Annotated in this window: 12 protein-coding genes and 2 pseudogenes; 1 reads left to right on the top strand and 13 read right to left on the bottom strand. The window is 57.2% G+C overall.

Features of this window, described 5'->3' with window-relative positions:
- Positions 1-5: 5 nt before the first annotated feature.
- Positions 6-209 (bottom strand): YgaP family membrane protein, encoded by a 204-nt coding sequence (locus AC13DD_RS01610; protein ID WP_053113999.1) that lies wholly within the window; start codon positions 207-209, stop codon positions 6-8.
- Positions 210-433: 224 nt separating this feature from the next.
- Here AC13DD_RS01610 and AC13DD_RS01605 point away from each other — a divergent pair, with 224 nt between their 5' ends.
- Complete coding sequence (locus AC13DD_RS01605) at positions 434-739, top strand: ArsR/SmtB family transcription factor (protein ID WP_008170014.1); 306 nt, start codon at positions 434-436, stop codon at positions 737-739.
- Between the two features lie 43 nt (positions 740-782).
- Here the strand turns inward: AC13DD_RS01605 and AC13DD_RS01600 are convergent, their stop codons facing one another.
- The 12 genes and pseudogenes from AC13DD_RS01600 to AC13DD_RS01545 form a co-directional block, all read right to left on the bottom strand.
- Entirely contained in the window at positions 783-1,136 is a 354-nt protein-coding gene (locus tag AC13DD_RS01600) for a c-type cytochrome (RefSeq protein ID WP_053113997.1), read from the bottom strand.
- Positions 1,133-1,447 carry a cytochrome c gene (locus tag AC13DD_RS01595; protein ID WP_273085719.1) on the bottom strand — a complete coding sequence of 105 codons (315 nt, stop codon included), beginning with the start codon at positions 1,445-1,447 and terminating at the stop codon, positions 1,133-1,135. Before AC13DD_RS01595 ends, AC13DD_RS01600 begins: the two co-directional genes overlap by 4 nt.
- A 12-nt stretch (positions 1,448-1,459) precedes the next feature.
- The gene (locus tag AC13DD_RS01590; protein WP_273085720.1) at positions 1,460-2,530 is read right to left on the bottom strand and encodes a porin; all 1,071 of its coding nucleotides are present in this window, start codon (positions 2,528-2,530) and stop codon (positions 1,460-1,462) included.
- Between the two features lie 426 nt (positions 2,531-2,956).
- Positions 2,957-3,625, bottom strand: coding sequence for a methyltransferase family protein (locus AC13DD_RS01585; protein WP_053113994.1), 669 nt, complete (start codon positions 3,623-3,625; stop codon positions 2,957-2,959).
- A 141-nt stretch (positions 3,626-3,766) separates the two neighbouring features.
- Positions 3,767-6,142 (bottom strand): phosphoketolase family protein, encoded by a 2,376-nt coding sequence (locus AC13DD_RS01580; RefSeq protein WP_053113992.1) that lies wholly within the window; start codon positions 6,140-6,142, stop codon positions 3,767-3,769.
- 97 nt (positions 6,143-6,239) lie between these two features.
- On the bottom strand, positions 6,240-7,595 hold the full coding sequence (locus AC13DD_RS01575; protein ID WP_273085723.1) for an MBL fold metallo-hydrolase RNA specificity domain-containing protein: 1,356 nt from the start codon (positions 7,593-7,595) through the stop codon (positions 6,240-6,242).
- Positions 7,592-8,512, bottom strand: coding sequence for a ribose-phosphate diphosphokinase (locus tag AC13DD_RS01570; RefSeq protein WP_153741195.1), 921 nt, complete (start codon positions 8,510-8,512; stop codon positions 7,592-7,594). Before AC13DD_RS01570 ends, AC13DD_RS01575 begins: the two co-directional genes overlap by 4 nt.
- Positions 8,509-10,023 carry a thymidine phosphorylase family protein gene (locus AC13DD_RS01565; protein ID WP_273095865.1) on the bottom strand — a complete coding sequence of 505 codons (1,515 nt, stop codon included), beginning with the start codon at positions 10,021-10,023 and terminating at the stop codon, positions 8,509-8,511. Before AC13DD_RS01565 ends, AC13DD_RS01570 begins: the two co-directional genes overlap by 4 nt.
- 46 nt (positions 10,024-10,069) lie before the next feature.
- Positions 10,070-10,528: an ATPase gene (locus AC13DD_RS01560; RefSeq protein WP_273095868.1), complete on the bottom strand. Its 459-nt coding sequence runs from the start codon at positions 10,526-10,528 to the stop codon at positions 10,070-10,072.
- Positions 10,529-10,697: 169 nt separating this feature from the next.
- Entirely contained in the window at positions 10,698-13,052 is a 2,355-nt protein-coding gene (locus AC13DD_RS01555; protein ID WP_482930750.1) for a heavy metal translocating P-type ATPase, read from the bottom strand.
- 178 nt (positions 13,053-13,230) lie between these two features.
- A pseudogene (locus AC13DD_RS01550) lies at positions 13,231-13,516 on the bottom strand (mercury(II) reductase); the annotation flags it as partial.
- Between the two features lie 156 nt (positions 13,517-13,672).
- A pseudogene (locus AC13DD_RS01545) lies at positions 13,673-13,859 on the bottom strand (cytochrome c biogenesis protein CcdA); the annotation flags it as partial.

The following is a 13,859-nucleotide window of genomic DNA, read 5'->3' as shown; positions in this document are numbered from 1 at the left end:
GCAAGTCAGTCGAAGGCGGCGCCGGGCTTCTTGCCCAGGGCCTTGAGGATCTTCGCCAGAGGGCAGAATCCGCTGAAGGCAGCCTGCAGCATGTTGGCGCCCACAAACGCGGTGAACCACAACCAGTAAGGTGAGTGGAGCTGGGAGAGAGCCAGACTTACAAGAATGAAAGATCCTGCGAAGGCGAGTACAAGGCGGTCGATAGACATATGCCCCTCCTGTTATAGTAGCGCGTTCCGGCACTTTCAGCAGATTGCGCACTGCGCTGGCTGCACTGAAAGCACCCGTACACAATACCTGGCATGGCCACGTGCCGGACCATGGAGAGCCGGGGCCTGCCAGACGACGACGGGCAACACTTGACTACCTGGCCAAGAGCAGCCGATCATCTGAACCAAGCCTAACATGTTCACGATTGCAGAGCTATGAATGTATGAATAAAAATCAGATGTCGGAAGCGGCGGATCAGGCCACCAATCTGCTAAAGGCCCTCTCCGGGCGGAGCCGGCTGATGATCCTCTGCCAACTGGTCGACGGCGAGCAGGCGGTGAGCGAACTTGCGGATGCACTGGAGATGCGCCAGGCGGCCGTCTCCCAGCAACTCGCCCTGCTGCGCAAGGACGGCCTGGTATCTGCGCGCCGCGAAGCGCGGACCATACACTACTCCCTGGCGGGAGAGGAGGCGCGCCGGATCATAGAAGTTCTGTATGAGCTGTTCTGCGATAACGACGCATGCTAAGAAGTAGGGCAACAAGGAGTTTCGAGTTGCCCTACTTCAACTACTAATTGCTGGCAAAGGCCTGGCGCATGTATTGAACGATGGCTCCCGCCTGCTCCTTGGTCAATGAGCTGATGCCACCCTTGGCGGGCATCGCCATGGATGAGCCGGGGCTCTTGAAACCCTCCATGATATTGGTAACCAATACATCGTCACTCTTGGTCAGCCGGCCATCGCTCTTTGTGAAGTCAGGAACGCCGGGCAGCTTGCCCTTTCCGTCTGCGCCATGGCAGGCAACGCAGGTGGAGTTATAGAGCTTTTCGCCGGCTTCCACGCTGTCCGCCTGAGCCGCGGCTCCGCCTGAGTAGGCAAAGCTCCCGGCGACCAGGCTGGCGACCAGAAAAGATGATCGTTTCATTTATTCTCCCCCTTATTATCTGCCGGATCATTGGCTTTCTGGAGGAAGGTCAGGATATCCCTTGTTTCCTGCCCGGTTAAGCCCGCTCGGATGCGCATGTGAAGCACGGTTGGCTCCCAGACATCGTCACGGAACTCGGCCGAGTCGCGCATGTTATGGCACCGTGCGCAGTTGTCAGCCCATGACTGGGCGCCCCGGACGAACGCCATGGGGTCGTCGGCGTCCTGGGCAGCGGCTGAACCTGCGCCACCGATGAAAAGCGCGGCCATGAGTGCAGCATTGCTGATGAGGTTGCGGTTCATTAGTTTCATGTTAATACCCTCTTAAAAGCCGTAAGCCAACTGAACGTTGAAGCGTTCGTCATCGTCGATAGCGTTGTCATCGTAATCGTCCACGGTGTAGGCCGCCTTGATGATAACGTTGTTTGCGAACAGGTAATTCACCCCAACGGACCACTGGGAGCGGTTTCCATCGGCATTCGGGGTGTCCAGGTCACCTATGCGGGCAACACCTTCCCACTTGGTATCCGGCAGCCGGTAGGCCGCCTGCGCATACCAGGCTGTAAAGTCAAGTTCCCCGGTCACCTCACCATCAGCAATTGTGCTGCCGGCTTCGCTTCCCACGGTCTGCTGGATGAATTCACCGCGCAGCTGCAGGGTGTCAAGGTTGTAAACGGCGTCCGCACCCAGAACGGTGTAGTCACGGTCCGGCTCTCCCGCCGCCAGCTCAGACACTGCGTGCCCCTCGGCCACGCCGACCTTGCCCAGGGCGCCGGACAGGCCCAGCTCCAGGGCGGGCACTGGCAGGAAGCCTATGCGGCCACCGTAGACAAAATTGCCATCGGCATTCGATGAAGCAGCTTCGGTTTCCATTTCCAGCTCAACCTCATCACCATGCCCATCGACAAGCAGCGTCGGGCCGTTAGAGGTAAAAAGCGCATAGTTGGCGCGCATCGACCCGCTCAACGGGATGCCGCCACGCAACTGAACACCCAGATCAGAGAGCGGGGCCGCGCCCCCGTGACCAAAGCCCACGGGCGCGGTCGGCAGCTTGTTGATCCAGCTTGGGTGGATATTCTGGCGGAACTGGCCGATCGGGCTCAGGAACTTGCCCGCCACCAGTGCCATGTAATCGTTCAGGATAAGATCGATGGTCGCATATTCTGTTGCGATTTCGGTTTCACCGTCTGCATTCGTCTCGATTTCAAGTTCGCCTTCAAACAGCACCCTGTCGGAAAACTGAAAATGAAAGATCGGCGCAAATCGTGCTGCCGTAAAACCGTCTTCCTGTCGATCAGAGCCCGCTATGGCATCAACGTTGGCGTATCCGGCCATGTGCAGCTTGGACAGCGTATCGAGGTTGTTGCTCTTTACATCCTCCCGCAGTGCCGCCATCTGCGACTCAAGGTTGGCAATTTTTGACTAAGTATCTTCGTTTGCGATTGCAGTCCCGCTGGCGAGTACGGAGGCCGCAAGCGACAGCTTGATAAAATGGAGTTTTTTCATAGGTGCACCCTTCTGGGTTAGATGAAGAGACGTATATAGCTGTTCCGGAAAAGGCTTTCGAATAAAGCCATCGATCCAAAACATGAACAATTAGACACCCTTGACCTGAAACGAAACTGAAATTGTCAGTCGTGCCGCCCTTATCTTGATGCAAGTCAGTTTTTACAATGGCCGGATATCATGAGATTGAGCCAGCACCGTATGTGGGGGCGCCACGCAGTATAGTCAGACACCCGGGAATGATCGCTCCTGTACGCCGTCTCAACGGAATCGAGCCTGATGCGAACCAGTCGACCGGCAAAACCAATACCTGCGTCACACCGTATCATTTTCACTACTATTTCGTGACGCAGCGGCGAGCTGCCGCCACCGCCCCCAGCGGGGGATGAACATCGGCACCTGCCGCTGGTAGGCACGGTACTCCTCACCGAACTCCTTGAGCACCTGCCGTTCCTCACGCCGAGCCAGCCATGTGTAGACAAGCACGATCACCGGAAAAAGGCCGACCGAGAACAGCGTCGGCCAGTGCACCACACCTTCTCCAAACAGAGCGATGAATAGCCCCGTATACTGCGGATGCCGCACATACGCATACAAGCCGTCTTTCACCAAACGGTTTTCACCTCGCGCCTTGTGGACCTGACGCCACCCCTGAATAAAGAGGCCGATCCCGGTGAACGCGAGCGCATAGCCGAGCAACATTGAGACCAACATCCCGGTTTCGCCCAGCCCTACCAGGGTCGACCACAAGCTGGCGCTGACATACTCACTGTCGAGGCCAAAAAAACGCACCAACAGATAAATAGTGAGCGGAAAACCGTACATTTCCGCATAAAGCGCAATGATGAAGGCCTGCACCACTCCGGCGCCGGCCCATTCCCGCCAGTTTTTCGGCGCGAAATAACGGTAAAAGAACCAGGACACCAGAACGATAACGATCAGTGTGATGCCCCAGGCCCCAGCGTGATTGAACGATTCATTCATAGCATGATTGACCTGTATGTGGGGCGGCTAGCTGAATCGGTTGCCGCCCGGATTGTTTTAGTGTGAGAATCAGTACGGTGATCACCAACGCTTTACTTTTCCCCGTAAAGACTGTTGTAAGTCGATCCTCGCGCTCCATCGCTACAATGTCGCCTTATCAGCGCCTGAGGAGCCACTTTTTGACAGGATCGCCTGCACTATCGAATGGGCATCACATTTGTTGGCCTGCAGCAGCCCCGATGTATCCAGGGTGCCACCATGGTTTTCATAGCCAAACGCCAGCGTCCGGTCGGGCCCGAGATCGAGAGGACGGCAGATTCCCAGCAAGGCCTCTGGGCGCATATGGCAGACGAACACTCTGAGTTTTGTATCGTGGGGAAACAGCTCGGCCCTGTAAGAAGTACCAGACTGATGTCCTGACTCGATTGGATCCCGGGGACTCCGGAATCGACCGGGCTCGAGAAGGCAGACCACACCACTCGAAAGCCCTCTCTGAGCCAGCGCTTCGGCAACCTCAAGGCAAACCCGGAGTTGATAGGCGCCGACAGCGATCAACTGCACATCACCGGCTTCACCAAGAGCGATGGCACCATCCCGGAGCAATTGCACAGCCTGACGGCCGTCAAAAACGGCAGGCAGTTTTGCCTTGGGAACCGTCATGGCCCAGAACTGCCCCTGGGTTCGAAAACACTCGTTAAGGCACGCCACAGCACTATTGCAGTCGGGAGGATAGACAACGCGGGCAGTGTCACTCATTTCTCCCATCAGGACTTCGCCGAAGGCCGGGTCCTGATGAGACTGCTCGTTCTTGCCGTTTTCCCAGAGGTGCGACGTCGCAATGACCGGCACGGATAACCATCGGGCGGGCCGACCGAGACTTTTCTGGTGTCGCGCAAAAATAATTTCCTGCCGAAGAGCGCCAATCATTTTCATGGCAAACGCTTCGTAGGACACCACCAGATTCATACCTCCCTTATTACCCAGAGCGGCGCTGACAACGGCCTCCTCATTCAGGGCTGTGATTACCGAGCCGTGAAGGGATTCCGCAAGGCCGGGCTCGGGCGTCAGGGTGCGATGCTTCAGAAGGTCAAGCGACTGGTTCATCTGATTACTACGCAATTCATCCGGGTTCCCCAGGCGAATACGAAGCGCCGGGTTGGCCTTTACAAGGGCAACAAACTGCCGATCAATCGCAACCATGGGCGACTCTGATACCGCCGTTTGCAACCAGACCGGTTCGGGTACAGTTTGCAGCTTGACGTCACGACAGCTCAGCGGATGATCCTTTTCCGCAGGCCGATCGTCTGCCCGGTGAGTTGCCAGCACGTCGCGGGCGCCGTGAATCTCGATCTCGGGCACAAACAAACGGGCAATGGATTCGTTAAAGTGCCTGCGCGAGACCTCATCAAATCTCGGTATTGCCGGAAGCGGGGTACCATGCGCCGCGTTTGAGCCAGCACCATAGAAACCATAGCCTTTGACCGTCTCGGCAATCAGATAGGGGAGCTTTACAGGGTACCTCATGTGGCCGGCGCTGACCTGTTCGCTGCACGCCTGAAGCCTCGATTCGGCCTCGAAGATGCCCCAGATAAAGGCCGCAGGATCGCGGCCATCAATGAGTATGGGGTAAAAGCCATTGAGTTCCAGGTGTTGCCGGAACCAGTCCGTGCCTCCTTGCAGAAAGATGGTTGACCGTTGATCAATGCGGCGCCCGTTAGCAATCATCACCGGGGTCACCAGGCCACAGTCCTCGGCTCGCCACCAGCGGCTTGCCCAGTCGCTGCCCCGCTGCTCCTCAAATGCCCCATCACTGAGAAACGCGACCAGACGCTCCCCCGGCAGCGGCATATGGGTGTATTGCAGTTCCGCAAAGCCCAGGTATCCGCCCTCGATCAGCCCGCCGGCAGTGTGGGGGTTGACGTGACTGCCCAGGGGAACCCCCGGTGTGCCATCCGGAGTGACGGCGTAGCTGTAAAAGTCACTCACCAGCCGGGACAGCCCCGCCTCGTCGAGCGTGTACCGATCCTGCTGTTCTGGATGCAGATTGCCGAGCAGTATGTTGACGCTTTCGATAGCCGCCACACAGTGCCCCTGCCCCATCAGCCAGCTACGGGTCAGCCCCGCCAACGCGTTGGCGGCCGTGTAGCCAAGATAGGCAGGCACCATGTTCAGCGAACCACCGGTATGCCCCTGAGGATTTTCCTTGAAGTCATCCGCCGCCAGCGGCTGTCCGGACAGGTCCACTCTGCTGGCATAAGTCATGTGGGCTACCAGCCACATGGCCGCGTTGGTGAGGGTGTCTGCAGCCTCGAAAATAATCAGGGCATCGTCGAGCGAGTCATAACGCCCGGCACAAACGAGTTCCTGGCACAGGTCGAACACGCGCACCTGGGTCAAATCGGTATGTTCGATCACCCCGCGCCCTTTTGCCCAGTTGGCAAACTGGGGGTAACGCTGCCGGTATTGGGCAGCACGCTGCTGGATTCGATGTGAATCCTCAATGGAATAGCCGTTCATGATCTCTCCCTGATAACTCTACTGACGTTAATGGTGGCCTACTAGAAATCCTCGCCGTAAATATCCGGATTACCCCGGGTATTTGCCCGGTCTCACATCAAAGACGCAAAATGGATTGGTAGCCTGCCACATCCACCTCAAACCGGGTGTTCTGACGCAAGTGATCCTTCATGGCCTCCAGCGCATCAGGGTCTCCATGAATCAAGTTGATCGGCGTTTCGGGGGCTAAGTCACTTTGAGCCAGCCACTGTTCAATCTCTGTGAAATCTCCATGTCCGGAAAGCCCACTCAACACCTCCAGCCGGGCCTTGACCGGAATCCAGTCGCCGTGGATCTTGATCCTTTCCGCTCCATCAACCATTTTGGCGCCTCGTGTCCCCCCTGCCTGATAACCGGCAAAGATAACGGTTGTACGGTGCTGGCCGAGGAGACGTTTGAAGTGATGAAGAATGCGACCGCCCGTTGCCATACCGCTGCCTGCAATAATTACGTGCGGGTAGGCCTGATCAGCCAGCGCCTTGGAGTCCTGGACGCTGCGGCTATAATGAACGGTGCTGCACATTTCGTGGCATTCTGAACTGCTCAACCGATGCTGATCTTCGTAGCGGCAGTAAATCTCAGAAACATCAATCGCCATGGGGCTATCCAGATAAACTGGCAACCTTGGAATTCGTCCCGCCTTCATCAGGTCGGTGAGCATATGCTGCAAGACCTGCGCTCTGCCCACGGCAAAGGCCGGAATCAGTATATTGCCCCCTTTGTCGACCGTTTCGTTGACGATGTCCGCCAACTGCGACAACGGGTCCGCATCGTCGTGGCGACGATTGCCATACGTTGACTCCAGCATCAGCATGTCCAGAGCTGGCAGAGGCGCAGGTGGCCTCATGAAAATATCATTGAGGCGGCCCACATCGCCGGAAAAACCGACGCATTTACCTTCCGCCTCGATGATGACACAGGCCGCCCCGAGAATGTGCCCGACCGGTCGCAGATGAAAGCGTATATCACCGAGCTGGATCACTTGGTGAAAGTCCACCGACTGAAACAGCTCCATGCAGGCTTCTGCATCCTCCTGATCATACAGGGGCTCCGGATTCTCATGCCTGCTCAGCTTATGGCGGCCGAGGTAATGTGCCTCCTCTTCCTGAAGGTGGCCGCTATCGGCCAGCAATATGCTGCATAGCTCTCGGGTGGCATGATGGGTATAAACCGCCCCCCGGAAGCCCTGCTTGTACAACACGGGGATGTAGCCTGAATGATCCAGATGGGCATGGGTCAGAAGCACGGCATCCAGCGAGGCAATATCGAGCGGCAACGGTTGCCGGTTGCGCTTTCTCAGCCACTTGTACCCCTGAAACAGGCCGCAATCGACCAATACACGTGTCTGGCCGGTTTCAACCAGGAACTTGGAGCCGGTCACGGTTTCCGTGCCACCCAGAAATGTAATGTTCATCGGCGCTCACCCTCCACCTGATTGAGAAAATGCCTGACCGGCGGCACCAGCAACTCGCTGACATCGATCTCATTGCTGCTGTGTGGAACCGTGTTGGTGGTCACCAGCGTCTGCAGGCCGGTACCCAGAAGGTAGGTGTCCGAGGCCTCCGCAAAAATGCCATGCACCGCCGCACACAGGATGGCCTCCGTGCCTTGCGCCTTAAGTGCCCTGACACACTCGCCAATGGTGCGTCCGCTGGAAATAACGTCATCAATGATGACGGCTTTCCGGCCGTTATACGCCGAGATATCCGGCAAGGTGACTTCAACGCGCCGGTCACCCAGACGCTGCTTGGTGCCAATGACATAAGGATGGTTACTGGCCTGCGCGATACTTGATACCCATTGCTCACTTTCCGCGTCCGGACCTACCAGCAACAGACCGTTTTGCCCCCGTAGCCAATCCGCCAGCGCCGGTGCTCCCTGAACAACTTGCGTGGGTATGCTGTAGATTTCGTCAAGAGACTGGTACCTGTGCAAATGTGGATCAACGGTGATCAGCCAGTCGATATGTAAAGACAAAGACTGGGCAAACACCCTGGAAGTGACCGCCTCCCCTTCTTCGAAGCGTCGATCCTGGCGCATATAGCAAAGATAGGGCGCCACCAACCCAATCGACCTGGCACCGAGTTCCCGGAGAGTTTCAAAGAGAAACAGGAGAGCAAGGTATTTGGTGTCTGGATGCGTTAGGTCGGCCAATATTACGCAGTTCGCACCTTTGACTGATGTGAGCACACGTAAGTAGGACTCACCATCAGGGAACCTCCGCACCTCCAAACTTCCCGGCTCCAGATTGAGCCGATCACAAAGTTTTTCCCGTAATGGGTGCGGGGTGAGGCTAAACAGCACATTTTTTTCAATAATGCCCACAGTCATTCCTCTTGCGATACAGTGAAGATTGCCGGCCCCATATCGTTAAACGCCAGCGCATAATCCTGCTGTCCCGGACTGTCACTGAGTAACTCATAGAGAGGCTCTCCCTTAATGACGATATCGCCGACGTTCACCAGCAGCCGTAGTCCTGCGGTAGAACTGGCAGGCGCTCCTGCCAGCTTGGCGACACGGGCAAGCCGACGGTTGTCGATAGACACGATTGTTCCGGATTCCGAGGACAGAACTGGACGCCGAAAACGGGCTTCACCTAAGCTCTTCAGTCCCCCCTGAGCCTTTGTTATGCGCTTGAACTGCTCCCAGGCAGAGCCGTTTTGAAGTAATCGCTCTGCTTTGATCATCCCCTCTTTCACGCCAAGACCATCGGCCAGATCGAATAAATGGCCAGCCAGCAAGATGGCGCGGCCCCGTAGATCCCTCGGCGCGCCTTGCTTTCCCTGCAGCACGGCCAAAACATCCCGGGCTTCCTCTGTCGGCCCGATCCCTGCACCAACCGGCTTGCTGCCGTCTGTCGCGATGCAGCGTACCTTCAGCCCACAGGCCGCCCCAACGCTTGTGAAAAGAGAGGCCAGCCGGTCGGCATCGCCGGGCGTTCGAACCTTGGCCGTCTCCCCCACCGGAATGTCAATCACCGCATGGGTGGAACCGGCAGCAATCTTCTTGGACAGCACCGAGGCCACGAGCTGGCCCTCACCATCAAGGTCCAGCGCTCTCTCGATGCGAATCAACAGGTCATCAGCCGGGCTGAGGTTCATCGCCCCACCCCAGGCGAGACAGGCACCGGTTTCTCTGACCACACGGCGAATCTCGTTCAGCCCAAGCCTCACATTGGTCAGCGCTTCCATGGTGTCCGCTGTTCCCGCCGGTGAGGTGATGGCACGGGAGGAGGTTTTAGGCATTACTAAGCCTGCTGCGCTGACGATCGACACAACCAGCGGCGTGGTCCGGTTGCCCGGCAGGCCTCCAACACAGTGTTTGTCGAACACACGATCCACGCCTGGCCAATCGAGCTGTTGTCCGCAATTCACCATCGCCTGGGTCAAAGCAACAATCTCATCGAAACCTAATCTGCCACCCGCACAAGCGCTCAGGAAACAGGCTATTTCGACATCGCTGTATTTGTGTGCGGAGATATCGGAGACAATGCGGGCCATCTCAGCCGGAAGCAAGCTGTGTCCGAATACTTTCCGACGAACCAGACTCAAGGATTCGATATAGGGCGCATGATGTACTGAAACCAGGTCAGACTGAGCCACCCCGAGCCGCTCTATGGCGATATCTGAAAGCCCCGCATACCCTTTGGGAACCGTTTCATCAGACGAAATATTGAGAGTTGCGATGATGGAACGTCCCTGCGAGGAAATTCCCACCCTGGAACTGGCGGAGAATCCTTCTGAAAGGCACACATCACAATCATCACGCATGTAGACGACAGGCTCCTGATGAGTATTGATACCCATCTTGAAAACCCGTAACTGACTGGAAGACGCCACCATGTATCAACATCCTTTTCTGCGTTGAAGAATAATTTCAGTGTTCTGATCAGAGGTCGTTCATACGCCCTATCTGCCTGGCCAATCGCATAGCTTCGTTCTCTTCCATGGTTAGCAACGACTGCAGTAATTCTTTCGCCTCGGGAATTTCGGCTTTGTCGGCCATGGTACGATAAAGGTCCTCTATCTGATCATGGAAATCGAATACTTCTCTGCATATGCCCTCAAAATCCAGCTGTGCGTATGACTCATCGCAGGTTCTGTGGGTCTTAATGGGATGGTGAGACAGGTAGTCGTAGACCGTTGTCTCCAACGCTTTGGAATCGCCCTGCGACTTGAACTCGTTCACAATACGTTCCATTTCCGATTCATGGGTCGCCAGATAGTCCAGCAGCGCCCGTGCTCGCTCCTCTTCATTCTTCGTAGCGCAATGTGACATACACCTTGCAAGGTGAGCATGCAAATCCCGTGTCCAGCTAATAAGTTCTCCAAAGGTTTTGATGTCCATTTACCCGTTCCCCCTTGTTGTCATTAATCATGTCAGCAAACAGCAATTACCTACCACTTAAACTCATAAGCCTGAATTCACACTGAAAAACCCCAACAAAAGATGCAAAAAGAGTCGCTCAATAGCGTGGGCTTGATGAACATCAATTTTTCCAATTGGAAGTGTTCGTCTACCCTAAGCCGTCCAGTCGGGTTCGCTTTAGCAGGAGTGCATTTACCGCAACAAGAGCGGAGCTTCCAGACATTGCGAGCGCCGCTACTTCTGGGCTTATCACCAACGGATAGAACACGCCTGCCGCCGCGGGAAAGGCGATGACGTTATAGCCCACCGCCCAGAACAGGTTCTGGTGCATCTTGCGCAGGGTAGCGCGCGACAGCTCGATGGCTCCCAGCACATCGTAGGGGTCGCTCTTCATCAGCACCACGTCAGCGCTCTCAATGGCCACATCAGTGCCGGCACCGATGGCGAAACCCACCTCCGCCTGGGTCAGTGCCGGGGCGTCATTGACACCGTCGCCCACCATGCCAACCTTCTTGCCCTGAGCCTGGAGCTCCTTGATCTTGTCTGCTTTCTGCCCCGGAAGGACATCGGCGATCACCATCTCAATGCCGAGTTCCCGGGCGATGCGCTCGGCGGTGGCCTGGTTGTCGCCGGTGAGCATCGCCACCTCCACCCCGCGTTCACGCATCTTTTTGACCATGGCAGTAGCGGTGGGGCGCGGCGCATCGGCAATGGCGATAAGGCCGACCAGCTTCCCGTCCTGGGCGACGTGCACCACGGTCTGGCCCGCACTCTGCAGACGCGCGGCCTCGTCCTTCAGGCTCGCCATGTCGACCTTCTCTTCGTCCATCAGCCGGCGGTTGCCGAGCAGCACGGTCTTGCTGCCAATCTCCGCCCGCGCGCCCTTGCCCTCGATGTTGGTGAAGCCGGTCAGCGGATCAAGCTGCAAGCCTTCGGCCTTACTTTGTATCGCCTGGGCCAGAGGATGGTCCGAGCCCTGCTCCACCGTCCCCGCCAGTGCGAGGACCGCCTCCTCGGTGCTGCCCGCCACCACGACCACCTCGACCACCTGCGGCTCGCCCATGGTCAGGGTGCCGGTCTTGTCGAAGACCACAATATCAAGCCGGGTGGCATCCTCAAGTGCAGAGGCATTCTTGAACAAGATGCCGTTCCTGGCACCGAGGCCGGTGCCCACCATCACCGCCATGGGCGTTGCAAGGCCCAGGGCGTCCGGGCAGGCGATCACGAACACGGTGATAGTCAGGGTCACGGCAAGCAGCAGGCTTTGGCCAATCCACCAGAACCAGACGGCGAAGGTGAGCAGGCCGATTACGATGGCAATCACCACCAGCCACTGTGACGCTTTGTCCGCCAGCAGCTGCGCCGGGGCCTTGGAGTTCTGCGCCTCCTGCACCAGCTTGACGATCTGCGCTAACGCGGTGTCGGAACCTACCTTGGTGGCGCGATACCTGAAGCTGCCGCTCTTGTTAATGGTGGCCCCGATCACCTTATCGCCGGGCTTTTTTTCCACCGGCATGGACTCGCCAGTGAGCATGGACTCATCCACCAGGGACTCGCCCTCCAAGACCTCACCGTCCACCGGAATCTTATTGCCGGGGCGGATCACGACGATGTCGTCCTTCAGAACCTCAGCGGTGGGAACCTCCCGTTCCTGGCCATCACGCAACACAGTGGCCTTGGGCGGCGCGAGATCCATCAGCGAGCGGATGGCGTCCGAGGCACCGGCACGGGCGCGCATCTCCAGCCAATGGCCGAGCAGGATGAACACCAGCAGCACCGCCACCGCCTCGAAAAACTGCACACCCGGGAAAAAGAGCGTGGAACCGACGCTGAACAGGTAGCCAGTACCCACCGAGAGAACGACCAGCACAGCCATGTTGAGCACGCCGTTTTTCAGCGCGCGCCAGGCGGCAACAAAGAACGGCCAGCTTGGCCAGAGCACCGCGATGCTTGCCAGTAATAGCAACCACAGGTCTAGCCGCAGCCCGAAGGGCGGTGCTGGCGGTTCGAACAGCCCACCCATGGGCGAATAAATGAAAATCGGGAGGCTGAAGATCAGGCAGACCCAGAAACGGTTGCGCATGTCGCGCACCATTGCCTGCATGTCCATGCTGCCGCCGTGGCCCATCTCGTGAGCCATCTCGTCCTTTGCGCCAGTATGTTCGCCGTGTTCAGCAGGATGCGCGGTATCGTCGTGGCCGGTGTGGGAGGCATGGCCATCGTGGACGGGCATGGACACAGCCCCGGCTTCGGTCGGCGGGTCCCCCGGGTCGCAAACGTGCCTGGGCAACTGTTCTCCGGAACAGTGATAGCCGCACTCGTGTATCCGGGCCTTGATAGCCTCAAGGTCCACCGTCGCCTCATCATAGGTGACGGTCGCGCTGCCGGCCACATAGTTGACCTCGGCCTTCTTAACGCCGGGCAATCTCAATAGCTGTTTCTCTACGCCCCGGGCACTCAGTGCCGATAGCAAGCCGCGGATCTCCACGACGGTATTTTTCATCCCTTGGTCCCCTTTCCTTAATTGGCCAACCGGAGCTTTTATCAGGCAGAAGAACACCCAGCATAAGCGCCACCCAGATCATCAGAGCATATCTACCTGAATCCAAAATGAATCACCGGCTTAAACCGAATCAGATTGTGATCTCGGTCAAGAAACCCCAGAGCCGCGTTCAAATCATTTATCCGGCACAGCATGACAACTGTTTTACATCCTTGGTGAACGTTTGCGCACAGAGTTTGAGTCCTTCAACCATGGTCAGATAAGGGAACAAGTCATCGCCGATTTCCTGAACGGTCAAACCTGCTCGTAACGCCATCACCGCCGTTTGGATAATTTCACCGCCTTCCGCTGCGACAACCTGCACCCCGAGCAACTGCTTCGGCTTCAGAGAGGCCAACGGTGGCGACTTGAGGATCGGTAAACATGACCGCGGGCATGGCACTGAGGTCGAGCCTGGCCTCGCCTTCCTTACAGGAATATCCCATCTAACACGTAATCCTGAACACCGGCAGACTCGCTCAGCGCCCAGGGCCGGATAGGCTTTTTACACTCAGCTACACTGGCTGCGTCAGGATAGCACCCACTGAAACGATCCCCACAAATTAAAGAATTAGAGAGGATCAGCCAAGCCTTCCAAGAACTGGAAACGTCGACAACATCCACGAGGCGAATAGAGTCATCTGACCGGTGAGCACCAACACGCCCATGACAACGAGTACCAGGCCTGCAAACACTCTCAGCAGTCGACTCCAGCGACTGAACCAGCGCACTCGTCGGCGAAAGTGCTCAATGAATAGGGCAGTTCCC

It is taken from the genome of Marinobacter sp. L-13 (assembly GCF_056857715.1).
The sequence above is the reverse complement of the archived record's forward strand: the minus strand, read 5'-3'. Positions and strand labels throughout refer to the sequence as shown.